23 protein-coding genes are annotated in these 21,192 nt (G+C 41.4%); 12 read left to right on the top strand and 11 right to left on the bottom strand.

Annotated elements, in window-relative coordinates:
- Positions 1–2 precede the first annotated feature (2 nt).
- From F896_RS18295 to madM, 7 genes are read left to right on the top strand one after another with little or no spacing between them, the layout of a single operon-like run.
- Positions 3–302 (top strand): malonate decarboxylase subunit delta, encoded by a 300-nt coding sequence (locus F896_RS18295; RefSeq protein ID WP_016162269.1) that lies wholly within the window; start codon positions 3–5, stop codon positions 300–302.
- The gene (locus F896_RS18300) at positions 295–1,146 is read left to right on the top strand and encodes a biotin-independent malonate decarboxylase subunit beta (RefSeq protein WP_016162268.1); all 852 of its coding nucleotides are present in this window, start codon (positions 295–297) and stop codon (positions 1,144–1,146) included. The genes F896_RS18295 and F896_RS18300 overlap by 8 nt, the downstream gene beginning before the upstream one ends.
- Entirely contained in the window at positions 1,143–1,970 is an 828-nt protein-coding gene (gene mdcE / locus F896_RS18305; protein WP_016162267.1) for a biotin-independent malonate decarboxylase subunit gamma, read from the top strand. The genes F896_RS18300 and mdcE overlap by 4 nt, the downstream gene beginning before the upstream one ends.
- Positions 1,961–2,569 (top strand): malonate decarboxylase holo-ACP synthase, encoded by a 609-nt coding sequence (locus F896_RS18310; protein WP_155765770.1) that lies wholly within the window; start codon positions 1,961–1,963, stop codon positions 2,567–2,569. Before mdcE ends, F896_RS18310 begins: the two co-directional genes overlap by 10 nt.
- 12 nt (positions 2,570–2,581) lie before the next feature.
- A complete protein-coding gene (mdcH, locus tag F896_RS18315) occupies positions 2,582–3,526 on the top strand; it encodes a malonate decarboxylase subunit epsilon (protein WP_016162265.1) in 945 nt (314 codons plus the stop codon).
- Between the two features lie 41 nt (positions 3,527–3,567).
- Complete coding sequence (gene madL / locus F896_RS18320) at positions 3,568–3,969, top strand: malonate transporter subunit MadL (RefSeq protein ID WP_005317825.1); 402 nt, start codon at positions 3,568–3,570, stop codon at positions 3,967–3,969.
- Positions 3,970–4,008: 39 nt separating this feature from the next.
- Positions 4,009–4,770 carry a malonate transporter subunit MadM gene (gene madM, locus F896_RS18325; protein ID WP_016162264.1) on the top strand — a complete coding sequence of 254 codons (762 nt, stop codon included), beginning with the start codon at positions 4,009–4,011 and terminating at the stop codon, positions 4,768–4,770.
- Between the two features lie 54 nt (positions 4,771–4,824).
- Here the strand turns inward: madM and F896_RS18330 are convergent, their stop codons facing one another.
- From F896_RS18330 to serA, 4 genes are all read right to left on the bottom strand, one after another.
- Positions 4,825–5,742 (bottom strand): LysR family transcriptional regulator, encoded by a 918-nt coding sequence (locus tag F896_RS18330; RefSeq protein ID WP_016162263.1) that lies wholly within the window; start codon positions 5,740–5,742, stop codon positions 4,825–4,827.
- Between the two features lie 36 nt (positions 5,743–5,778).
- Positions 5,779–6,636 carry an EamA family transporter gene (locus F896_RS18335; protein ID WP_005317836.1) on the bottom strand — a complete coding sequence of 286 codons (858 nt, stop codon included), beginning with the start codon at positions 6,634–6,636 and terminating at the stop codon, positions 5,779–5,781.
- A gap of 53 nt (positions 6,637–6,689) precedes the next feature.
- Positions 6,690–7,571: an EamA family transporter gene (locus F896_RS18340; protein ID WP_016162262.1), complete on the bottom strand. Its 882-nt coding sequence runs from the start codon at positions 7,569–7,571 to the stop codon at positions 6,690–6,692.
- Positions 7,572–7,675: 104 nt separating this feature from the next.
- On the bottom strand, positions 7,676–8,908 hold the full coding sequence (gene serA / locus F896_RS18345; RefSeq protein ID WP_004803998.1) for a phosphoglycerate dehydrogenase: 1,233 nt from the start codon (positions 8,906–8,908) through the stop codon (positions 7,676–7,678).
- Between the two features lie 347 nt (positions 8,909–9,255).
- Between serA and F896_RS18350 the strand changes: the two genes are divergently transcribed.
- Positions 9,256–10,665, top strand: a complete 1,410-nt coding sequence (locus tag F896_RS18350; protein ID WP_016162261.1) for an FAD-binding oxidoreductase — start codon at positions 9,256–9,258, stop codon at positions 10,663–10,665.
- Between the two features lie 74 nt (positions 10,666–10,739).
- Positions 10,740–10,967: a hypothetical protein gene (locus F896_RS0119580; protein ID WP_016162260.1), complete on the top strand. Its 228-nt coding sequence runs from the start codon at positions 10,740–10,742 to the stop codon at positions 10,965–10,967.
- 104 nt (positions 10,968–11,071) lie between these two features.
- Here the strand turns inward: F896_RS0119580 and F896_RS18355 are convergent, their stop codons facing one another.
- Positions 11,072–11,860: a hypothetical protein gene (locus F896_RS18355; RefSeq protein WP_016162259.1), complete on the bottom strand. Its 789-nt coding sequence runs from the start codon at positions 11,858–11,860 to the stop codon at positions 11,072–11,074.
- 136 nt (positions 11,861–11,996) lie between these two features.
- Between F896_RS18355 and F896_RS18360 the strand changes: the two genes are divergently transcribed.
- Entirely contained in the window at positions 11,997–12,761 is a 765-nt protein-coding gene (locus tag F896_RS18360; RefSeq protein ID WP_032882009.1) for a nucleotidyltransferase domain-containing protein, read from the top strand.
- Positions 12,762–12,847: 86 nt separating this feature from the next.
- On the opposite strand, the gene F896_RS18365 is transcribed toward F896_RS18360, so the two are convergent.
- From F896_RS18365 to F896_RS18375, 3 genes are all read right to left on the bottom strand, one after another.
- Positions 12,848–13,162, bottom strand: coding sequence for a putative quinol monooxygenase (locus tag F896_RS18365; protein WP_016162257.1), 315 nt, complete (start codon positions 13,160–13,162; stop codon positions 12,848–12,850).
- Positions 13,163–13,175: 13 nt separating this feature from the next.
- Complete coding sequence (locus tag F896_RS18370) at positions 13,176–13,766, bottom strand: NAD(P)H-dependent oxidoreductase (protein ID WP_004657552.1); 591 nt, start codon at positions 13,764–13,766, stop codon at positions 13,176–13,178.
- Between the two features lie 112 nt (positions 13,767–13,878).
- Entirely contained in the window at positions 13,879–14,754 is an 876-nt protein-coding gene (locus F896_RS18375) for a DUF4349 domain-containing protein (protein ID WP_016162256.1), read from the bottom strand.
- Between the two features lie 181 nt (positions 14,755–14,935).
- On the opposite strand from F896_RS18375, the gene F896_RS18380 reads away from it, so the two are divergent.
- Together F896_RS18380 and F896_RS18385 are read left to right on the top strand one after the other, a co-directional pair.
- Positions 14,936–15,307, top strand: coding sequence for a hypothetical protein (locus F896_RS18380; RefSeq protein WP_016162255.1), 372 nt, complete (start codon positions 14,936–14,938; stop codon positions 15,305–15,307).
- Between the two features lie 361 nt (positions 15,308–15,668).
- A complete protein-coding gene (locus tag F896_RS18385; RefSeq protein WP_416201939.1) occupies positions 15,669–16,904 on the top strand; it encodes a chloramphenicol efflux MFS transporter CraA in 1,236 nt (411 codons plus the stop codon).
- 20 nt (positions 16,905–16,924) lie between these two features.
- Here the strand turns inward: F896_RS18385 and yccS are convergent, their stop codons facing one another.
- From yccS to F896_RS18400, 3 genes are all read right to left on the bottom strand, one after another.
- Positions 16,925–19,075, bottom strand: coding sequence for a YccS family putative transporter (gene yccS, locus F896_RS18390; RefSeq protein ID WP_016162253.1), 2,151 nt, complete (start codon positions 19,073–19,075; stop codon positions 16,925–16,927).
- 244 nt (positions 19,076–19,319) lie between these two features.
- A complete protein-coding gene (sodC, locus tag F896_RS18395; protein WP_016162252.1) occupies positions 19,320–19,901 on the bottom strand; it encodes a superoxide dismutase family protein in 582 nt (193 codons plus the stop codon).
- Positions 19,902–20,009: 108 nt separating this feature from the next.
- Positions 20,010–21,104: an AI-2E family transporter gene (locus F896_RS18400; RefSeq protein ID WP_016162251.1), complete on the bottom strand. Its 1,095-nt coding sequence runs from the start codon at positions 21,102–21,104 to the stop codon at positions 20,010–20,012.
- Positions 21,105–21,192 lie beyond the last annotated feature (88 nt).

Below are 21,192 nucleotides of genomic sequence, written 5' to 3'. Positions count from 1 at the left end.
TTATGGAAACACTTCATTTTGAATTTGTGGCGACAGAGCCACCTGTAAAAAAAGCGTTGGTCGGATGTGTGGGTTCGGGTGATTTAGAAATTTTGATGCAACCTGGTGAAAAGGGAAAAGCTTCTATTCATGTCGTCACTTCGGTAGATGGCAGTGCAGCACGTTGGCACAATTTGTTCGAACGGATTTTTACTGCGCAGATCCCGCCAGCGGTCAAAATTGATATTCATGATTTTGGTGCAACGCCTGGAGTGGTTCGCTTACGTCTCGAACAAGCATTGGAGGAGATTGCGCATGACTGATATCCAGAGCTTGTTAAATAAGCAAGATTTTATTGAACTCAGCGCAAGGGAACGAGCCAAAGCATTGTTAGACGAAGGCACTTTCCGAGAGTTGCTTGACCCATTTGCACGCGTCATGTCACCTTGGCTTATTCAGCAAAATATTGTGCCGCAAGCAGATGATGGCATGGTGATTGCAAAAGGTTCTGTTCAAGAGCATCCCGTGGTTTTAATTTCTATCGAAGGTTTATTTCAAGGTGGAAGTTTAGGAGAAGTGGGAGGTGCCAAAATTGCGGGCGCTTTGGAGCTTGCCGTTGAAGATAACCTTAATGGTATTCCCACTGCTGCAATTTTACTGCTCGAGACAGGTGGTGTTCGCTTACAAGAGGCAAATCTGGGTTTGGCTGCAATTGCTGAAATTCAGGCTGCAATCGTGAATTTACGCCAGTATCAACCCGTGATTGCTGTAGTTGCTGGAAGTGTTGGATGCTTTGGTGGCATGTCGATTGCTGCCGGATTATGCAGTTATATTGTGATGACGCAAGAAGGAAGATTGGGACTGAATGGCCCGCAAGTGATTGAACAGGAAGCAGGCATACAAGAATATAACGCCAAAGATCGCCCATTTATTTGGAGTGTTACAGGTGGTAATCAGCGCTTCGCCAGCGGTTTGGCCGATGCTTATGTGGATGATGACCGCAATAAAATCCGTCAGCAAGTGATTGATTATTTGCAGCAAGGTTTACCTCTTCAACATCGGAGCTCAAATTACTCATTCTATTTAGCACAGCTACAACAGGTCGATACCGCTGAGCAGATCACTCCAACACAGGTTCAGGCTTTGTATCAAGGAGAGCAAGCATGAATATCGCCATTGATACATTAAAAGCATCTACTCGGGGTGCAGCTTGGTTTAAGGCCTTCACGCAGGGTTTTAAATTGGTTGAAGACTTTCCTGCTTCTGTTTTGGTTGCAGATGGTCAGCTTGGTCAACAAGCTGTACGGGTCATTGCAGTTGTCCCAGACAGCAATAATCTGTTCCCGCGTGCAAGACAAGGTGAAGTTGGATTGCTTGAGGGTTGGAGTTTGGCAAGAGTCGTCGATGAAGTGATTCAAGCCGATGCAGACGCTGAAACTAAACGTGGCATTTTATGTCTGGTGGATGTGCCTAGTCAGGCTTATGGACGCCGTGAAGAATTGTTGGGTATTCATCAAGCCTTAGCAGGTGCAGTAGACAGCTATGCCAGAGCTAGATTGGCAGGTCATCCTATTGTGAGTTTATTGGTTGGGAAGTCGATGTCAGGTGCTTTCTTGGCGCATGGTTACCAAGCCAATCGTATTATTGCCTTAAAAGACTCAGGTGTTATGGTGCATGCAATGGGTAAAGAATCTGCCGCACGCGTTACACTGCGGTCGGTTGATGAGTTAGAACAATTAGCCTCAAGCATTCCGCCAATGGCGTATGACATCGAGAGTTATGCAACACTGGGTTTGTTATCTGAACTGTTATCTGTTGAAAACCCTGAACAACCGACAAATGATGATCTTTCATTCGCAAAGCTGGCTGTTGAACAGGTATTTAAAGAGATTCATGCTGAACCGTCTAGAGGGCTGGAACAAAGGCTTCATGGTCAAAATCGTCAGATGTCTAAACAGGTGCGTGAATTATTGCGTGAGCAATGGTCATGAAACTTGATCCTGAAGCCCATGATTTACTCTGGGGCATGACGGTCGATTGCTTGGCTGATGATGCTCCTTTATGGGTGAAAGAGGTGTTACTGCGAGGTGATCCTGTTGTGGTACGACGGGCGATCACTCCTGTTGATCAGGTCGCGGTGGGCGTAAGAGGGCAATTCCGTCATCAACGTTATGCTACTCAAATGCCACGATCTGCCATTACTAGACAACTTAAACCCGAAGCGCTGACTGAGCTAAGGACAGAGCAGTTTGAACACTTGGCAGAACGTTTGCAGCGTATTTCCAGCATCATGAAGAGCTTTTCAGGGTATTGGGGATATACAGGAAGTTTCGGATTTGAGCTGGCAACGGGTATTGAAACAGTCACTCTGTACAGTGACATCGATTTGTTGATGAGAACTGAACAGCCTTTTGCAAAAAAGCAGGCAATTGAGTTACTCGAAACTTTTCAGCAAGCAGGGCTGAATGTGGATATACAGCTACAACTGCCAAAAGGTGGTCTAGCGTTAAAAGAATGGGCTGGGAATAGGGGGAAAGTCCTATTGAAGCGTCCTGATGGTGCGGTTTTAGTAGAAAACCCATGGAATTAGGGAATAGATATCATGGCTTCGATTTGGGTGTATCCGGGGCAGGGAGTGCAAAGAAGCAATATGTTGCACGACATGCCACAAACCGCTTTGGTTAAAGAATACCTTGAGCGTGCATCCGATGTACTTAAAGAAGATGTCTTGTTGTTGGATAGTTCGGCTGCATTGCAGTCGACACGGTCAGTACAGCTATGTTTACTGATTTCAGGTGTAGTGAGTTCAGCCCTATTAACTGCCGAAAACTTAAAGCCTGATTATGTCGCAGGTCTATCAATAGGCGCATGGTCGGCTGCGGTTGTTGCAGGTGTTTTAGTATACGAAGATGCGATTCGCTTGGTTGCCTATCGTGGTGAACTCATGCAAAACGCCTATCCAAGGGGATATGGCATGACCGCATTAATAGGTACAGATCGCACATCTGTTGAGAAGTGGGTGAAACAAATTTATCAAATAACGCCAGAGGTATATGTCGCCAATATCAATGCACATAATCAGATCGTTATTTCTGGAAGCCATGAGGCCATGCGGCAAGTGGTTATATTGGCAAAGCAGCATGGTGTAATAGAAAAAAAACTAGATGTATCAGTGCCTTCGCATTGTGAATTATTAAGTCAGCAAGCCGAGCAACTTGCAGCGTCTATGGAGGGAGTCACTTTAAAGCAGCCTAAAATTCGATATTTAAGTGGTACAACGGCGCGCACGCTTGCTAAGCCAGAACAGATTGGTGATGACTTGGCTTTTAATATGAGTCGCACTGTAGATTGGGAAAGCACGATTCAGGCTGCATGGGAAAGAGGTGTCAGATTACAGATTGAAGCTTTACCCGGCACAGTACTCACGACGCTTGCACGTCGTACATTTAAAGAAGGGACCGTATTGTCATTGCAAGGAACGCGCATCGATAGCATTCGAATGGCAATGCAAAAACAACAGGAAAATCAGATTCATATGGGAATTTGATTTAAAAAACGTAAGTAATCCAAGGATATGAGGGATTTACAATGATTATATATGGAACAGCAATTTTAGCGATTTGTCATTTACTCGGTGATTATCTTGGCAATACCTTAGGTGTCCTTATCGGGGTAAAAGCCAATGTGGGTGGTGTGGCCATTTCTATGATTCTTTTGATTCTCTCTAAAGAGCTATTAGCAAAAAAGGGTTATTTACCGCAGGTAACACAATTTGGAATCTTATATTGGTCCGGTATGTATATTCCAATTGTGGTGGCGATGTCAGCGGGACAAAATGTGGTTGCAGCTTTATCGGGAGGTATGTTGGGTCTGATTGTTTCTGTTGCTTCTTTGGTCGGGACGGTTTTAGTCATTCGTTATTTGAATCGATTAAGTGGTGATTATGAAACCTATGAGTGGACAATAGAAGGAACTGAAAAAGTAGCTTAAAGCCGCATCACGATAATGAATAACAAAAGGATTTAAAGAATGGAAGACTTAATTACGGTACTCACCAAAAATGCTTTGGTGACTGCACTAGCGGTCACAGGTTTGATGATGTTTTTATCTCACTTGCTTTCAAAATATTTGACCAAAGGAAAACTACAAAGCTCTGCAATCGCAATTACTTTGGGACTTGTTGTGGCCTATTTTGCGGGGGTGTATACACAAGGTACAAAAGGGATTTCTGATATTGCTATATTCTCTGGTTTTGCTCTATTGGGCGGTGCAATGATCCGTGATCTGGCAATTGCATCTACTGCATTTGAAGTGGATGTTAAAGAAGTCCAAAAAGCAGGAAAAATTGGCTTAATTGCGCTTACGCTGGGCTGTATTGTTCCTTTTGTAATTGGTGCAATGGTTGCTTGGATGATGGGATATAGAGATCCGATTTCCATGACCACGATTGGCGCGGGCGCTATGACTTATATTGTCGGTCCAATTACAGGAACAGCCATTGGTGCAAGTTCTGATGTGATCGCGCTTTCGATTGCAATTGGACTCATCAAATCGGTGTTCTTTATGGTCGGCACACCATTGCTTGCAAAATTCATGTATCTAAAAAGTCCACGTTCAGCCATGGTATTTGGTGGGCTAGCTGGGACAACAAGTGGTACAGCAGCAGGATTGGCAAGTACAGATGTTCGATTAGTTCCCTATGGTGCATTAGTGGCAACCTTTTATACAGGTCTCGGTTGTTTACTTGGGCCCTCAGTATTTTTTCTGACGGTAAATGCGATTTTTGGATAAGTGATAAAGCATGAATATTTGCAACTTATTCATTGGTTATAAGTTGCTTATTATTCATTTTTGTACATGAGAGGCAAACATCCGGCATTCTGCAATTAATGCCAGCAAATTGGGGTCACGTTCCTTACTTTTTAGAAAGACCAACCCAATGTCCTGTTGCAGATGATATTGCTGTTTCAAGGGGATAAGTTTAACTGAGCTTTCATATACCGCAGAAATACGACCGGGCAAAAGTGCAAAACCAACACCTGAACTGACCATACTAATTAAAGTAAAAATATCATTAAGCTGTAAGGCAACCTTAGGTGAAAAACCAGCCTTTTTAAAAATGAAATCACTGTCATTATGGGTGGCAAAGCCTTGCGTTAAAGTTAAAAAAGTTTCTTCTTTGAGTAGACTGAGATCAATCTCCTCAAAATCAACATATTTAGAGTCTTTATTTACCGCTAAAAAAATATCATCACAGAACATAGGCAAAATTTCAAAGTCATCGTCTTGCGTTGTTTCATTCAGTGCCACAATAATGGCATCAAGTTCCGTCGTTTTAAGCTTTTTAACCAGATCCTGATTGGAGCTAAGAAGTAATTGAATATCGAGTTCACTACGTCTTAATTTGAGTCCGCTAATCACATTGGGAATCGTTTTTACGGTTAAAGAATAAAGAGAACCTAAATGTAGAACTTTTGCTGCAAAGCCCGCAGCTTCTCTGGTTTTATTCACCGTAATAAAAATGTCCTGTACGATTTTTTGCGCACGTTCTTCGAATACATAAGCGCTTTTTAACGGAATTAAATTACGACCTTCATTTTTAAAAAGAGGGCAACGTAGGGCACTTTCCAGTGAGTGTAAGGCTTTATGAACACTGACATTACTGAGCTGCATTTCCGTTGCTGTTTTGGAAAGATTTCCACAGCGCATAAAAGCCAAGAATATTTGTATTTTTTTAAGAGTGAGTTCTTCATCAATTTCCATATCAATCTTCCGTTACTAATGATTTTCCTTAAAAAATTATGCTTTCCCTCCGCGTAAGGTAACACCAATCGAAGCCACCATAATACAGGCCAATGCCACCCATTGAATCAAGCTAATGCGCTCATGTAACAGCACCAGACCAGCTAAGGCCGCCAATGCAGGCGCAAGGCTGGAAAGTGTCCCATAGCTCAGTTTGGTCAGCCGTTTGAGTGCCATTAAGTCCAAGGCATAAGGAATTGCAGTTGCCATTAGGGCAATCACGAGGGCTTTGCCCCAATATTGAGTATCTAGTAGCACAGGCGCGTTATTCCATAGACCAAAAGGAAGTAAGGTCAGTGCAGATAAACCGATGGCAATGGTCAAGGCATGCATGCCAATATTTTGCTGTACGACCCGATGCCCATAATAAATATATAAGGCCCAGAAGAACCCTGCACCAAGTGCACAGGCCGCGCCAATATAGGAAAAGTGCTGTGCATGAGCATCGTGCCACGGCACCATCAGTGCAATGCCTAAAATCGCAAATGCCACCCAAATATAATCACTGCGCTGTTTAATTGACAGCAATGCTAAGCCGAGTGGACCGATAAATTCTAAGCCCACCGCAATCCCTTGAGGTAACTTACCCAAAGAGGTATAGAACAGAATATTCATACAGCCCAATGCTGCGCTATAACAGAGGAGATCTCGCCATTTCAGTTCTTTCAATTTGGAAATGATTTTCCATGAACGGAACATGATCGCGACCAGAATGGTTGCAAAACACAGTCTTAAAATTGTCACCGTCAATGGATCAAGTGTGGCAATCAATTGCTTGGCAAAGGATGCACTGATCTGATAAGACAGCATGGACAATACCATGTACAGCACGGCGACCAGTTGGAGATTTTTCATCTAAGATCTCCAAGATAAGCGAGAGTGTTTTTCTGATTTTGAGACAACATCTTTTATTTTGCCTCTTTTTGCTGCCGAGCCTGTTGTGTGGTAAAGGTACAACCAATCGAAGCAATAATAATGGTGCCCAACGCTAACCATTGATTCCAAAGCAGCATTTCACCAAGGAAGATAAAGCCTGAAAGTGCGGCAACCGCAGGTTCTAAACTCATCAAGGTGCCAAAGCTAAGCGGGGTTAAACTACGCAATGCAATCATTTCTAAGGTAAACGGCAAGGCGCTGGCTAATATCGCAAGACCGATAAAATAATATAAATTAGGCAGTTCAAACACTCGATCGATTGCGCCTGAAAAGAGTGCAAAGGGCAATAAGCAGAGCATACCAATTGACATGCCTAAGCAAACGGTATGGTTGCCTGAGATTCCCGATGGTTTTTGTCCTGCAATAATATACAGTGCCCAACACGCACCTGCACTGATGGCAAAGAATACGCCAAGCATGTCGAGACCTTGTTGTGCCTGTTGCAACGGAAAGAGCAACATTAAGCCCAGAATGGCACAGCCAACCCAGATGAAGTCATATTTCTGACGGGCATGATAGAGGGCGACACTTAAGGGACCAATAAATTCAAAGGCAACGGCAAGGCCTAGTGGTAAGCGTTCAAGTGATAAATAGAACAGTGCATTCATGCCAGCAAGCGCCACCCCATAGGTGAGAATGGCTTTCCAACGCACCACTTTGAAATTGATGGTCCAGATCTTAAAAATCACCGCCAATATGATCGCACCAAAAAATAGGCGCATGGCGGAAACGGTCAATACAGGAAAGCTTTGAAACAGAATTTTGGCCAAGGAACCACTGCCTTGTACACACAACATGGCAATCATCAACAGCAATAAAGCATGGAGTGGTGTTTTCAGTACAGGGCTAGACATCTTATTTTTTTAACATTCAGTATAATATTCACATAATAAGTCAAACGCCCATAAAAAAGCCACAGTATCAACTGTGGCTTTTTCTACATTATTCTAAATAATGCTTAGAACAATACGCGAACGCGGATAGTACCTTCAACGTGGTTCAAAGTATCAAGCGCTTCTTGAGATGCAGATGCGTCAACATCCATCACCAAGTAACCGATATCACCTTTAGTCATTAACGACTGACCAGAGATGTTGATGCCTTGTTCAGCGAACAATGTGTTGATCTTCGATAACACACCCGGAACGTTTTTGTGGATGTGAAGCAAACGGTGCTGACCATCAGAAAGAGGCAATGCGATTTCTGGGAAGTTCACCGCAGAAAGTGTCATCCCTTTGTCTGAATAAGCAACGAATTTTTCAGCCACTTCTAAACCGATGTTTGCTTGCGCTTCCATGGTCGAACCACCCACGTGCGGGGTTAAGATCACGTTGTCTAAACCACGAAGTGGAGATAGGAACTCTTCACCATTGGCTTTTGGTTCTTTCGGGAATACGTCAACCGCTGCACCAGCGATGTGACCTGATTTAATCGCATCTGCTAAATCTTCGATCACGACACATGTACCACGTGCTGCGTTCAAGAAGATTGAGCCTTTTTTCATTTTCGCGAATTGTTCTTTCTTGAAGAAGTTACGCGTAGATGGAACATCTGGAACATGTAGAGTTACTACATCCGCAGTTGCTAAAAGTTCATCTAAAGAGCCAACTTGACGTGCATTACCTAATGGTAATTTGGTCACAGCATCAAAATAGATCACTTTCATACCTAAGCTTTCTGCCAATACAGAAAGTTGTGAACCGATCGAGCCGTAACCGACGATACCTAAAGTCTTACCACGAGTTTCAAACGAACCCACCGCAGCTTTATTCCAGCCGCCCGCATGTGTATCTTTCGATTTTTCAGGTACACGACGAAGCAACAGAATCGTTTCAGCAAGAACCAATTCTGCAACCGAACGCGTATTTGAATACGGTGCGTTGAATACAGGGATACCACGAGACATCGCCGCTTTTAAATCGACTTGGTTTGTACCAATACAGAAGCAACCGACTGCGATCAGTTTGTTCGCAGCTTCAAAGATTTCTTCAGTTAATTGCGTACGGGAACGAATACCAATGAAATGAGCATCTTTAACTGCTTCTTTTAAAGCGTCGCCTTCAAGCGCAGTTTTGTGATAATCGATGTTGGTATAACCCGCTGCATTTAAAGTATCGATGGCATTTTGATGCACACCTTCTAACAGAAGGAAACGGATTTTGTCTTTAGGTAGTGATAGATGTTGGCTCATTACGGCTCCGCTACAAAGGCCAAAATTTAGTTGCAGTACTATAGCATAGAGCTTTGAGATATAAATATTTGGTTTAAAATTAGCGCAGCAGAATTATTGATAATTTTTCAGCTAAAGCTGAATTTTATTGGTTATACACATTTTGTTATTACAGTATCTTTATCCTAAGCTTTATCCCATGCCTGCTTCTATGTAAAATGCAGAGATCTGATAGTCAAATCTGAAAACATCAGGTTTGCGCTGTTCTGCCGAGTTTCTATATGTTGAATACTGCATTTTAAGATATTGAAAAATATTGTGTTGTTATTCAAATGCTCTATCTTTACTTCTTGCTAGGCCTGTAAACGATGAATGCTTCAGTCGCTTTAACACCTGAGTTATTGACCCAATTAACGGCAATTGTGGGTGAAAACCGAATTAAAACCGATGCCGACAGTTTGGAAAATTGGGGACGAGATCATACCAAACATTTTGATCCGAACCCATCAGTCATCGTTTTCCCTTCAAGCACTGAACAAGTTCAGGCCATTGTCAAATTAGCCAATCAATTTAATGTCGCGATTACTCCATCAGGCGGTCGTACTGGTCTTTCAGCGGGAGCTGTCGCAACCAATGGCGAGATTGTGATTAGCTTTGACAAGATGAACCAGATTCTTGAGTTCTTCCCAGCAGATCGTATGGTTCGTGTTCAAGCAGGTGTGGTGACTGAGCAATTACAGAATTATGCCGAAGAACAAGGCATGTATTATCCAGTCGATTTTGCTTCAGCAGGTTCAAGCCAGATTGGCGGCAATATTGGTACCAATGCGGGCGGTATTAAAGTCATTAAATACGGCATGACCCGTAACTGGGTACTCGGTTTAACCGTGGTGACAGGTAAAGGTGATGTGCTGCGTTTAAACAAAGGCATGATTAAGAATGCGACAGGTTATTCGCTGCAACACTTGTTTATTGGTGGTGAAGGTACACTTGGTTTAGTCACTGAAGCTGAAATCAAGCTTGAGCGTCAGCCACAAAACTTACAAGTCATGGTATTGGGTGCGCCTGACTTTGAAGCAGTGATGCCTGTATTGCATGCTTTCCAAAACGCAATTGACCTGACTGCTTTTGAATTCTTTGGTGAATTGGCAATGCAGAAAGTGTTGGATCGCGGTCATGTACAACGTCCATTTGAAACGCAATGTCCGTTCTATGTGCTATTGGAATTTGAAGCACCATACGAGCCAATCATGGATAAGGCAATGCAGATTTTTGAGCATTGTATGGAACAAGGTTGGGTGATTGATGGGGTGATGAGCCAAAGTCTTGAACAGGCTCAAAGCTTATGGCGTTTGCGTGAAGATATTTCAGAATCGATTGCGCCGTTTATTCCATACAAGAATGACATCTCTGTATTAATTACCCATGTACCTGCATTTATTGCAGAAATTGATGCGATCGTTGCCGACAATTATCCAGACTTTGAAATTTGCTGGTTTGGTCATATTGGTGACGGTAACTTGCACTTAAATATTTTAAAACCTGAAAATTTGACCAAAGATGAATTCTTTGCCAAGTGTCAGGTGGTGAATAAATACGTGTTTGAGACCGTGAAAAAATATGATGGTTCGATCTCTGCCGAGCATGGTGTGGGTATGACCAAGAAACCATATTTAGAGTATTCACGTTCGCCTGAAGAAATTGAATATATGAAAGCATTGAAGTTGGCGTTTGACCCGAATGGGATTATGAACCCAGGAAAATTATTTGATCTTTAATGCTTGATTAGATAAAAGAAGCTCTGTTAAAAGCGTATCGAAAGATGCGCTTTTTTGTTATTAGGAAAGAATAAATGATAGAAAAACAAATGATTTGTCAGGGATATATTTGCTTACATCGTAAAGACATTGCTGCTGACTACGTTGATTTTAATAACAAGAATAATGATTTATATATCAGTATGATCTTATTTATGAAAATAGAAGATTCAACTCATATGATACGCCTATATTTGAAAGATGAAGAAAAGAAAATTCTGAATGAGTTTTGGTCTGTGAAATCCTATTTGGGCAAATCCTAGATGAAATTATTTTGATGAAAAATTATTCAGTATTGGATTTTCAAGGTAAAAGTGTAGGGACAGCGTATATAACAACAATTAAAGAATAAACAGCAATAAAAAAATTATTTCTTGTACGCTTTCCAACCCGTCAAAATATGATAAATCAGCGGTAAAAGACAGAGCGAAAAGAAGCTACAAATCGCAGCAGCCCAGACAGGTATATTCTGTGGATTACCCAAAAAGAAATAAGCAAAAACCGAATAAGACAGCATCCCAAACATCGCCATAGTGCCGAGTGGAAGGGTAATTCTAAAAATTAAGAAGTTAGTAAAGGCTTTGTAAGGATCCATCTTCCGATTCAAAGCATAGGCAATAATCATGACCAAGATATAGCCCATAATAAACAGCATAAACAGGGTAGCGGCAAACAGCAGACCCGTCCGCCAACTCTTTTCTTGTGCGGAATGATCACCAGCCTTATAAACAACTTGGATATGATCTCCGACTACAGGCACATCACCTGAACGGACTGAATTATCCAAGACCAATGTTCTATTTTGATCATCTTTGAATTGCACCTGAGCCGTATGCATTAAGGTTTGGGTTTTATATTTACGACCGTTGGAATCCGTACGTTCGGTATCGACCCATTCTGAGGTATAGCTCACGATGGTTGCATCATAGCTCGGTTTGGTTGCTAAACCATACACAGCTTGTGAGACCCAATAAGTAAAAGGGAAAAATAGGGAGCTGATGCTAAACACCACCACAAATAAATAAGCAAATTCAAACTTACTGCTGTCACGATTCTTGGCTAAACGTTTTAGCCAAAACTTTGTCAGGACAAAAGACCAGACACACAAGATCGCAACCACCACCAAGAAAACCTGTCCCGCATAAGTCAGTTGCATGCATGATCCTATTTGTTATATTGAATAGAGATTGATTTTATCAAACGATAATTTTTTTAAAATCAAATTAATGAGTACAGTGAAAAAGAGTATTGTCTCTCACAAATATAAATTTTTAAATAATGAAGCCATCGCAATGAATATCCATCACGAAATCGAAAAACTATTTCAACAACGCCAAGATATCCCATTATTTTATATCGAAAGTGGCAGCCGTTTATGGGGCATGGCCAGCCCTGACAGTGACTATGATGTACGCGGTTTTCATCTACCGAGCAAAGACCAATATTTTGATTATAAAAAACATCGTGACTTGATCGAGATCATGGATGGCGATTTTGATTTTGTCTCTTATGACCTCGATAAAATGTTTGGTTTATTGGCAAAAAGTAATCCTACTGTTTTGGAGTGGGTCAGAGCACATATTGTGTATTTTAATGTCTTTCCAGAATGGCAAATCTTTCGTGATGGATTGCTTGAGCGAATCGACTATAGCGCGTTGTATCACCACTATTTATCGCTGGCAAAAGGCGGCATGAAAGTGATGCAAAGCGCAGATAACTTTACCTATAAGAAAGTGTTTTATTCGATTCGTGGTTTGATGTCGGCTGAATTAGCGACCCAAGAACAGATGCCTGAATTACTCATTACCGATCTATTTGCGCAAGTGGATGCAAATGATCCATTACGGCATTGGGCGGAAGATTATCTGGAGATTAAAAAACAGCAGCAAGAAAAAGCACAGCTACCCCAAGCGGAGCAAGCTGCAATTCTTCAACTGTTGGAAAGCAAGATCGAGCAACTGGCAGCAAAGTCGATGCCGAAGGCGGATCGTCGTGCCAGTTTGGAAGCCTATTTAACAGATTATAGCCGTCATTTAAAACAGCATTATTATCAGTAAAACCATGCATTTACTCATCAGCTGAGTTCGACTTAAATATTCAATGATTTCATATTTTGTCGGACTCAGATTTAGGGTGTTATCTGTTAAATCCCACTGTTTAGAATACGGATTTTTACATCCGCAACATGGTCTTTGGTTGCTTCAAAATGTTGCTGCATATGTGCAGTTTGCATATGCGCTTCTAAATGAGCAGTACTCTGCCATTTCTCTAACATGACAATCGTATTCTCATTAGTGGCCTGCATCTCAATCGCAGGAAGATGATCAATCAATGGCTCATAGCCCTGACAACCTTCTTCTGCCAGTACCGTTGGAATAATTTTTTCAAAGGCATCTAAAACGGCTTGGCGATGCTCAGCGCCTGAATGCGTATAAATTTCAGCAATAATGGTTAACATATTATTTTCTCACTTAATGGCTTGCTGCAAAAAGTTGGTCTAAATGGGTTTTATACGCTTCGATATAACTTGGTACGTTTGGCGCTTTGATCACATCATTGACGATAAATGTAGGCAGTGAATCCATACCCAAGAATTGATTAGCTTTATGGAAAGGTAAATAAACGCCATCCACACCAACGCCGTGGAAGAACTGGTCAGGATCGGTGAAGGCTTCCATCGGTGCATTCCATGTCAAAGACAACATGTATTTTTTACCTTGGATTAAACCACCTGAACCATATTTTTTAGATGCATCTGAACGACTACGACCATCACTGGCATAAAGCGAGCCATGTCCAATCGTGAAGATATCATCGATGTATTTTTTCATGGTCCACGGTGCACCCATCCACCAACCCGGCATTTGGTAAATCACCACATCTGCCCATAGGTATTTGGCAATTTCAGCTTGAATGTCATAGTCACTGTCGGTACGGGTAACTTGTACCTGATGACCTAAGGTGCTTAGATGTGCTTGAGAAAATTCAGTCAGGGTGTCGTTCAACTCACCATTCGAATGTTCAAACTGTTTGGCACCATTAATAATTAAAATATTGCTCATGCGATTACTCAAAAATAAATCTCTAAAAACTGGAAAGCATTTTAGAAAATCTATTCATGAGTAAAAATGCATAAATGAGCAAAATACTATTGATCAAAAATCAACAATTGAACTATTCCGCTTTGGATTTTTTAGCTTTATACCAACGACGGATGCCCCATAAAATCGCAATCGCTACATACAACGGCCACAGCATCACGAGCCAAATGATAGTTTCTCTAAAACCGTACAAGCCCACTTTAATCGCTTCCCAAATTCGGCTGAATAATGGATCACTGTCTAAGGTGGCAATACGGTTGATATTGAGATCATGGGTTTTACGCACTTGTGACTGTTGGAAGAATTCCAGTCGAATAGTGCTATAAGCCAAACGGTCTTTAACTTCTAAATTGGTCAGTTGCTGCAACTGATTGTTAACTGCGTTTAATCCACTGTTACTTTGATTGGCGGTATTCAGTTTTTCTTCGAGCAATTTTAATTCATAACGTTTGGCTTCATAGCTCTGGGTATTAAAGTTCAGCATGAGTGGCAATAAATTATTTAAGAAGCTGGTCACCTGTGCATTGGGGATACGTACTGTGAGTTGGACAGTTGGGGTGATCTTTTCATAGATGTCGACACTGCCATCAATACGGCCACGTTCAGAACGGTCACTGACTTGATAATTAATCTGTTTTTCTTCGATATAACCATTGTATTGCAATAACTGCTGTTCCAGTGCCGATGTGGTTTTTAATACATCTTTCACTTCAAATTGCAATTGTGCGCTTTTGACCAATTGACGATTTTGTTCTAAAGCACTCTGTTGATTGCTAACCAGTTGTTCTGGATTTTGAATGGCATTTTCTTGAACAGCAGTGCTGTCCATTGCAGCACTTTCAGTTGCAACTGCAGCATCGTTTGCTGCACCTTCAGGATGTTTGGAACAGGCAGCCAGAGTGCTACCCAAGATTAAAATAATGCTTAAATTTTTCGCTAAATCTGACATATCGGCATGTCCAAACTAAGGTGATTTTGATGTTATAAACTGTGTTTTTTTAATCATTTGTTATGATCATCATCATTAGACAATGACAACAAATTTAATGCACGCCACATACATTTTGTTGCGTGGCAATTCAGTTTTGCATAGTAGCATAAATGAGCTAAATGGATTGGATGGGTACAAAATGCATAAAATTGCACTGATATTGGGATCTGCTGTATTCCTCACAGCATGTAATCAGCCGACAACACCTTCACAGCAGCAAGCTGCGGTTCAAAAAAATACAGTGATGCATGTGATTTTATCGGATCAACCGAATTTGTTTCATGAAGACAGCAATTTAAAAATAGACCAGCAATTCAATAGTGCCGAGAATCCAACCGATGCACAGGTGACGGTTGAGCAAGCACAATTAGATGATTCGGTGATTGCTGTACGGACAGAATATCAATTAAAACGTAATCAAGATGTTTGGAAAGTGGTCAATAAAAAGCAAAGCTATCAATGTGCCAGAGGAGAGAACACCGAGACGTTCCAATTTGATCTCTGTCCATAAGCATGGGCTCTATATAGAGCGACGTATAAAATATCAGCAAAGATGTGGATAACTTTTTGGTTATGCACATCTCAATATGAGCGTTATCGGCTGTTTAAATTGCGGTCATTTTGAAAAAGTGCTACAGTTGCGCGTGGCAATTTAGCCAAATGGTAAAACATTTACCAATCTCACGTAAATAAATTGTTTTTCTTATATACACCTAGTGAATACGGTGTTTTCACATTTATCACGTGCTTTCTCACAGCATGAAATCAAAATTTAATTTAAATCTAAGCCATAAAATCTTGTGGTGATGATCCCTTTTTCGTTTTGAAAAATGGGACGCACACGAGTTGGTTATTTTTGTGAATAAAACATGATGACGAATAATCAGAACATGACGTTAAACCGTATAACGCTCATGTTTCCTTTAGCTTTAGTGCTATTTGAATTTTCAGTTTATATCGGTAATGACTTGATTCAACCCGCGATGTTGTCGATTACAGAACAATTTGCGGTCAGTGCAACGTGGGCACCGTCGTCAATGTCATTTTATTTGTTGGGTGGTGCCAGTGTCGCATGGCTGTTGGGACCGCTTTCGGATCGTCTCGGGCGTAAAAAAGTACTCTTAGCTGGTGTGGCATTCTTTACGGTTTGTTGTTTGTTGATTTTACTGACGCACAATATTGAACAATTCCTGACACTGCGTTTCTTACAAGGTATGGGGTTAAGCGTCATTTCTGCGGTTGGTTATGCAGCCATTCAAGAAACTTTTGAAGAGCGTGATGCGATCAAAGTCATGGCACTGATGGCGAATATTTCTTTATTGGCGCCTTTACTTGGCCCTGTATTGGGTGCATTTCTGATTGATTATGTGTCATGGCATTGGGGCTTCGTTGCCATTGCCGCGGTGTCTTTTATCAGTTGGTTTGGCTTAAAGAAATTTATGCCCGCGACCCAAGAAAGCCGTAAACAACCGAAGCAGCCTTTTAGCTATATCTTTGATGACTTTAAAAAGGTATTGAGCAACCGTCGTTTCTTGGGCTTAAGCATTGCCTTACCGATGGTGGGTATGCCGTTGATGTTATGGATTGCTTTATCACCAATCATTTTGGTTGATGAGCTGAAATTGAGCAGTGTGCAATATGGCTTGGCACAGTTTCCGGTGTTCTTTGGCTTAATTGCAGGCAATATCATCCTGATCAAGATTATTGATCGCTTCCCGCTAGGTAAAACTATTCTATTTGGTTTGCCGATCATGTTATTAGGTACTGCATTCTTGGTGCTCGGTGTAATTTGGCAAAGCTATTTGGTGCCTTGTTTATTGATTGGTATGACCTTAATCAGTTTGGGTGAGGGGATTAGCTTCTCGGTGATGTACCGTTTTGCACTGATGTCTTCGGAAGTCTCAAAAGGAACAGTCGCAGCCGCGGTATCGATGTTGATGATGGTGAGTTATTTTGTCGTGATTGAATTGGTTCGGGTGCTGTATACACATTTCCATATTTGGGCGTTTGCTTTAGCCAGTCTGGTCTTGATCGTGTTTTGGTTTAGTTCGCCACGTCATGCCTTGAAACAACATATGCTGGCACGTCAGCAAGACGGGTTGAATTAATTTCTGTCTCCATAAACTGCTCACTTAATTTCTAAGGCGAGCAGTTTATTTTTTAACAGGACTAACTCAGGCAAGGTCTCGAGCAACAGACTCATTTGTTTTAAGAGCAAAGGGTGTTTTGCAGAGACCTGATGTTGTTGATTTAGGTTATTAATATCTTCGAGCAAGCGTTCTACTCGCTGTGGCGGAATAGCGGCTTGTTCGATCAGACTTTGCTTCAGCACATTCTCAATTTTATCTAGTAATTCTAATAATGCCTGATCTTCGATTTTTTCCCGTTGATGTCCCAAGGCTGAGACATAACTGAGTTGGCTGTGGCTATAGACCAAATAGCGAAACGCATATTGAATGAGTTCTTGGTTGGGCTGAGGTTCGGTACTCAGACTTGAGATCATATTAGACAGCTCGATCTGGGCATTATGTGCTGCACGTCGAGTGGTTCGGTATTCCAGATCGAGTTCACGCCCTTGATGATACTGCTGTACCACCACATGAAAATAATCGAAAGTGGTTTGATTGTTTTTCTTGATGTTGCTGGAGATATTGCGAAAATTCCAATCGGGCCAAATGAAATTGACCGCAAGCCATGCAATTGCACAGCCAATAAAAGTGTCAATAATACGTGGCAGGATAATACTAAAACCTGCACCTTTTAAATTAAAAATCAATAACACCATTAAGGTGGCCATGACCGTGGCAAGTGCATATTTCTTTTGTCTTAAATAGAAAAAAGAGACCCCACAGATGACGGTTAATAACAATTGGCCTTCAATACTTGGCACAAAATAAAGAATGGGGATACCTAATAACACCCCAAGTAAAGTGCCGATGGTTCTGAGCTTGAGACGGCTTTTGGTGGCAAAGTAGGTGATCTGGCAAACAAATAAACTGGTGAGTAGAATCCAGTAGCCATTTTGGGCAAAAGGTAATAAGGAAATGGCATAACCCACTACAAAGATCACAGCCAAACGCACGGCATGGCGGAACAGCGCCGATTGCGGGCTGAGTTGCTGTTTGATTTTTAAAATTAAATCCTGAACCCCCTGAATATCATCATCGAGTAAGTTCAAATGATCTTGATGTTGCTGAGGTGAAAGCTGTTCGATATTTTGATTGAGTTGCAGTTGAGCAAACTGCTCATGCACACTTTTTAAATTATTAAGGATCAATTCCAGATTTTTAACTTCAAGATTATTGGGATGCTGTTGCACCCAATCCCGCATCGACAATTCGAGATTTTCTAATGCTTTACTGGCAGATTCACGGGGCTGATAGCTTTGATGATCTAAGATCGCTTGGCTTAAATCATGACATGCCAAGGCTTGTAGCTGCATATTTTTTTGAATACGGAAAATTAAATCACTGCGGCTAAAGTTCTGATGAATCTTTTCATAATGTAGATAACTAGATGTGACCTGTTCATGCATGTCCTGGGCAAAATAATATAAGTTCAGCCAATAAATACTGGTGTTGTTAACCCGAGACGCTTTTAAGCGCGTCAGTAAGGAGTTTTTGGCTTGATTCAAACTACTGACCACTTGGCTATTTTTTTGTGAGAGTTCGAATAGCAGTGTTTCGACATTATCGATATTATCTGGGTCGAATAAACGTGATTTGGCTTGTCGTAATTCAGCAATATCCTGAAAAATAGTTGAGATCTTTTCTTGTAAAGGCAAGGTTGGGCGAATAACAAAAAATAAGATTGATGTCAGCCCATACCACAAGGCACCCAATACAAAATAACTCGGTTGCTGATACCAATCTGGATACTCTCCTAAACCAAACATGGTATAGATCGAAAGTAAAATCGTACCGAAGGAAATGGTGGCATAGCGTTGCCCAAGCGCACCCATCATGACCAGCGCTGCACTCGAGAGGCTGAGATAAACAATGAACCAAAATTTATAGGGGGCGAGAAACTCTAAAATAGTACTGACCGTAAAGAACAGCACGCAGACATAAATCAGATTGCGTAAACGGATACTGAGACGATCATCAAAGTCGGTCAGTGCGGTCGCAATTGCCCCTAAAGTGACAGGAACAATCAGTTGCCCGAATCCAAGCTGATATAAGCCTAATGTTGTACCGCAAAGCACAATCAGGATTTGTAAGCAATAAAGAAGAATCGAGTTGGAGCGAAAACGATTGAACAGGAGGGATAAATTTTTCACGATTCTTATTCTTTAATATGTTCTGGATTCATCATACAAATAAATTTCCCAAAGGAAAGCATTGTTAGCCAACAAGCGGCACTATTTTTTAGCATAAATATTTGCTTGATCTTTCAAATAATAGATAAGATGCAAAATTCATGCTCAGTTGTATTTTTTTATGATGAGATTAAAGAATACGTAAAAAATGATTAAAAACAAAGCAACTGTGGATAACTCGGAAGATACCCACAGCGCATTCAGCTTACTTAATTACACCACATGCAATACGGTCACCGCCACCGCCTAATGGTTTTGGTGTATCCGAATAATTGTCGCCACCGACATGGATCATGATCGCACGGTTCTGGATATCAGCCAGTTTTAAACGTGGTGCAATCACTGGAGTGGTTGCAAAGCCTTTTTCATTCACCACCAATACGGGTAAATCGCCTAAGTGGCCCGTTTCAGGTGTACCATGATGCGCGACTTTTTCAGGATTTAAGTGACTGCCTGCTGCCAAGGCTGCGCCCATTTTTCCATCTTTTAATGCAGCTTCACAGGATGGGTTTTCATGGATGTGGAAACCATGTTCGCCAGGAGAAAGTTTCCAAAGTGCAGGCGTAATTAATAAACCTTTAGGTGTTTGTTGAAAAGCAACCGTTCCGATTGAAGTACCAACGCCATTGGCATCGACTTGATAGACTTGGATCAATTGCTTTTGATCGGTTGTACTGGTCTTGGTCTGGATTTTAGCCGCATTGTTATCTAAAGAAACTGAAGAACAGGCTGCGATACTTAAACTCAGACAGCCGAGCAGAGAAATTTTTTGAAGCATTGAAGTCATTGCGAAGATATCCTTATAAATTATCTTTATTTGACGATTCAAACAAAGTAAGCGATATCTCGCAAGCAACATTAATCAATTCATGACAAAAAATTAAACAAAACAAACCTATTTATTTTCGGGAGGAGCTTCCAAAGCCGCAACCGGCTCATCGACATTTTCATGCAACCATTCACGCCAAATCGCTAACAGAATGGCTAAAATCACTGGGCCAATGAATAGGCCAACCAGACCAAAGCTAGCAATACCGCCCAATACCCCAAACATAATCAAGATAAATGGAATCTGGGTCGCGCCTGAAATCACCAGTGGACGAATGACGTTATCCGAGCTACTCACAATCACAACGCCCCAAACCACAACACCAATAGCTTCCATGGTTTGTCCTTGAGCAAATAACCACAGGCCTACCCCAAGATATGAAACAGGTGTTCCAAAAGGAATCAGCGCCAAGATAAAGGTGACCATGGTCAACAACATTGGATTTGGAACGCCTGCAACAAAATAGCTGAGGCCGGCTAATAGGGCTTGAGCAACTGCAGTTAAACCAACGCCGTATACGACAGCACGAGTCGTTTCCGAAATGGTATCTAAATAATGATGGACACGCGGACCAATCACCATTTCCAAGGCACGACTCACTTGTGCCAGAATCATTTGCCCATCACGGTAGAAGAAGAACAACGTCATCAGTGCAAATGTCAGTTTGACCAAATTACGGCTAATCTCACTCAACACAAAACGACCATAACTCAGGTGGCTTTGAATCCATTCGGCAATATTCTTGGTAATGCTGTTCGGATCACTACTCAGTTCATTGACAGTACGACTGATGTCGTTGCCAATAATCGGTAGATTTTTGATAAATTCAGGAACTTGGACATGACCTGAAAATAGTTGTCGCTGTAAATTAAAATATAAATTACGACCTTCAAGTTGCAACATAAAGATTGCACAAATAAATGGCACACCAATCACGATAATCACCAAGCTAATCATCAGTGTGGCATTCAGTGTAGGTCGGTTTTCACCAAAGAAGCGACGCTGTACCCATAGATATAAGGGCCAAGTCATATAGGCAATAATTGCGGCCCAAAGGACAGGGACAATAAAGTATTTGAGAATACTGAATCCCAAAAAGAGCAGGACAAAGAACAGTCCAAACAGCAAAACGCGTTGTAATATCGGAGCGTATTGTTGCACGATAGTATTTCTCAAGTGCTAGAAATTGAATAAAACCATCTTAACTGAAAAAGTAGGCGAGGGAAATTTTCATTTCCCAGTTTTAATA

The organism is Acinetobacter genomosp. 15BJ, assembly GCF_000400715.1.
In the GTDB taxonomy this organism is placed as follows: Bacteria; Pseudomonadota; Gammaproteobacteria; order Pseudomonadales; family Moraxellaceae; genus Acinetobacter.
This window is presented reverse-complemented; position numbering and strand designations above follow the sequence as displayed.

Excerpts from the sequence above, each read along its gene's own strand:
- F896_RS18295 (WP_016162269.1), top strand. The coding sequence starts at position 3 with ATGGAAACACTTCATTTTGAATTTGTGGCGACAGAGCCACCTGTAAAA.
- F896_RS18300 (WP_016162268.1), top strand. The coding sequence starts at position 295 with ATGACTGATATCCAGAGCTTGTTAAATAAGCAAGATTTTATTGAACTC.
- mdcE (WP_016162267.1), top strand. The coding sequence starts at position 1,143 with ATGAATATCGCCATTGATACATTAAAAGCATCTACTCGGGGTGCAGCT.
- F896_RS18310 (WP_155765770.1), top strand. The coding sequence starts at position 1,961 with ATGGTCATGAAACTTGATCCTGAAGCCCATGATTTACTCTGGGGCATG.
- mdcH (WP_016162265.1), top strand. The coding sequence starts at position 2,582 with ATGGCTTCGATTTGGGTGTATCCGGGGCAGGGAGTGCAAAGAAGCAAT.
- madL (WP_005317825.1), top strand. The coding sequence starts at position 3,568 with ATGATTATATATGGAACAGCAATTTTAGCGATTTGTCATTTACTCGGT.
- madM (WP_016162264.1), top strand. The coding sequence starts at position 4,009 with ATGGAAGACTTAATTACGGTACTCACCAAAAATGCTTTGGTGACTGCA.
- F896_RS18330 (WP_016162263.1), bottom strand. The coding sequence starts at position 5,742 with ATGGAAATTGATGAAGAACTCACTCTTAAAAAAATACAAATATTCTTG.
- F896_RS18335 (WP_005317836.1), bottom strand. The coding sequence starts at position 6,636 with ATGAAAAATCTCCAACTGGTCGCCGTGCTGTACATGGTATTGTCCATG.
- F896_RS18340 (WP_016162262.1), bottom strand. The coding sequence starts at position 7,571 with ATGTCTAGCCCTGTACTGAAAACACCACTCCATGCTTTATTGCTGTTG.
- serA (WP_004803998.1), bottom strand. The coding sequence starts at position 8,908 with ATGAGCCAACATCTATCACTACCTAAAGACAAAATCCGTTTCCTTCTG.
- F896_RS18350 (WP_016162261.1), top strand. The coding sequence starts at position 9,256 with ATGAATGCTTCAGTCGCTTTAACACCTGAGTTATTGACCCAATTAACG.
- F896_RS0119580 (WP_016162260.1), top strand. The coding sequence starts at position 10,740 with ATGATAGAAAAACAAATGATTTGTCAGGGATATATTTGCTTACATCGT.
- F896_RS18355 (WP_016162259.1), bottom strand. The coding sequence starts at position 11,860 with ATGCAACTGACTTATGCGGGACAGGTTTTCTTGGTGGTGGTTGCGATC.
- F896_RS18360 (WP_032882009.1), top strand. The coding sequence starts at position 11,997 with ATGAATATCCATCACGAAATCGAAAAACTATTTCAACAACGCCAAGAT.
- F896_RS18365 (WP_016162257.1), bottom strand. The coding sequence starts at position 13,162 with ATGTTAACCATTATTGCTGAAATTTATACGCATTCAGGCGCTGAGCAT.
- F896_RS18370 (WP_004657552.1), bottom strand. The coding sequence starts at position 13,766 with ATGAGCAATATTTTAATTATTAATGGTGCCAAACAGTTTGAACATTCG.
- F896_RS18375 (WP_016162256.1), bottom strand. The coding sequence starts at position 14,754 with ATGTCAGATTTAGCGAAAAATTTAAGCATTATTTTAATCTTGGGTAGC.
- F896_RS18380 (WP_016162255.1), top strand. The coding sequence starts at position 14,936 with ATGCATAAAATTGCACTGATATTGGGATCTGCTGTATTCCTCACAGCA.
- F896_RS18385 (WP_416201939.1), top strand. The coding sequence starts at position 15,669 with ATGACGAATAATCAGAACATGACGTTAAACCGTATAACGCTCATGTTT.
- sodC (WP_016162252.1), bottom strand. The coding sequence starts at position 19,901 with ATGACTTCAATGCTTCAAAAAATTTCTCTGCTCGGCTGTCTGAGTTTA.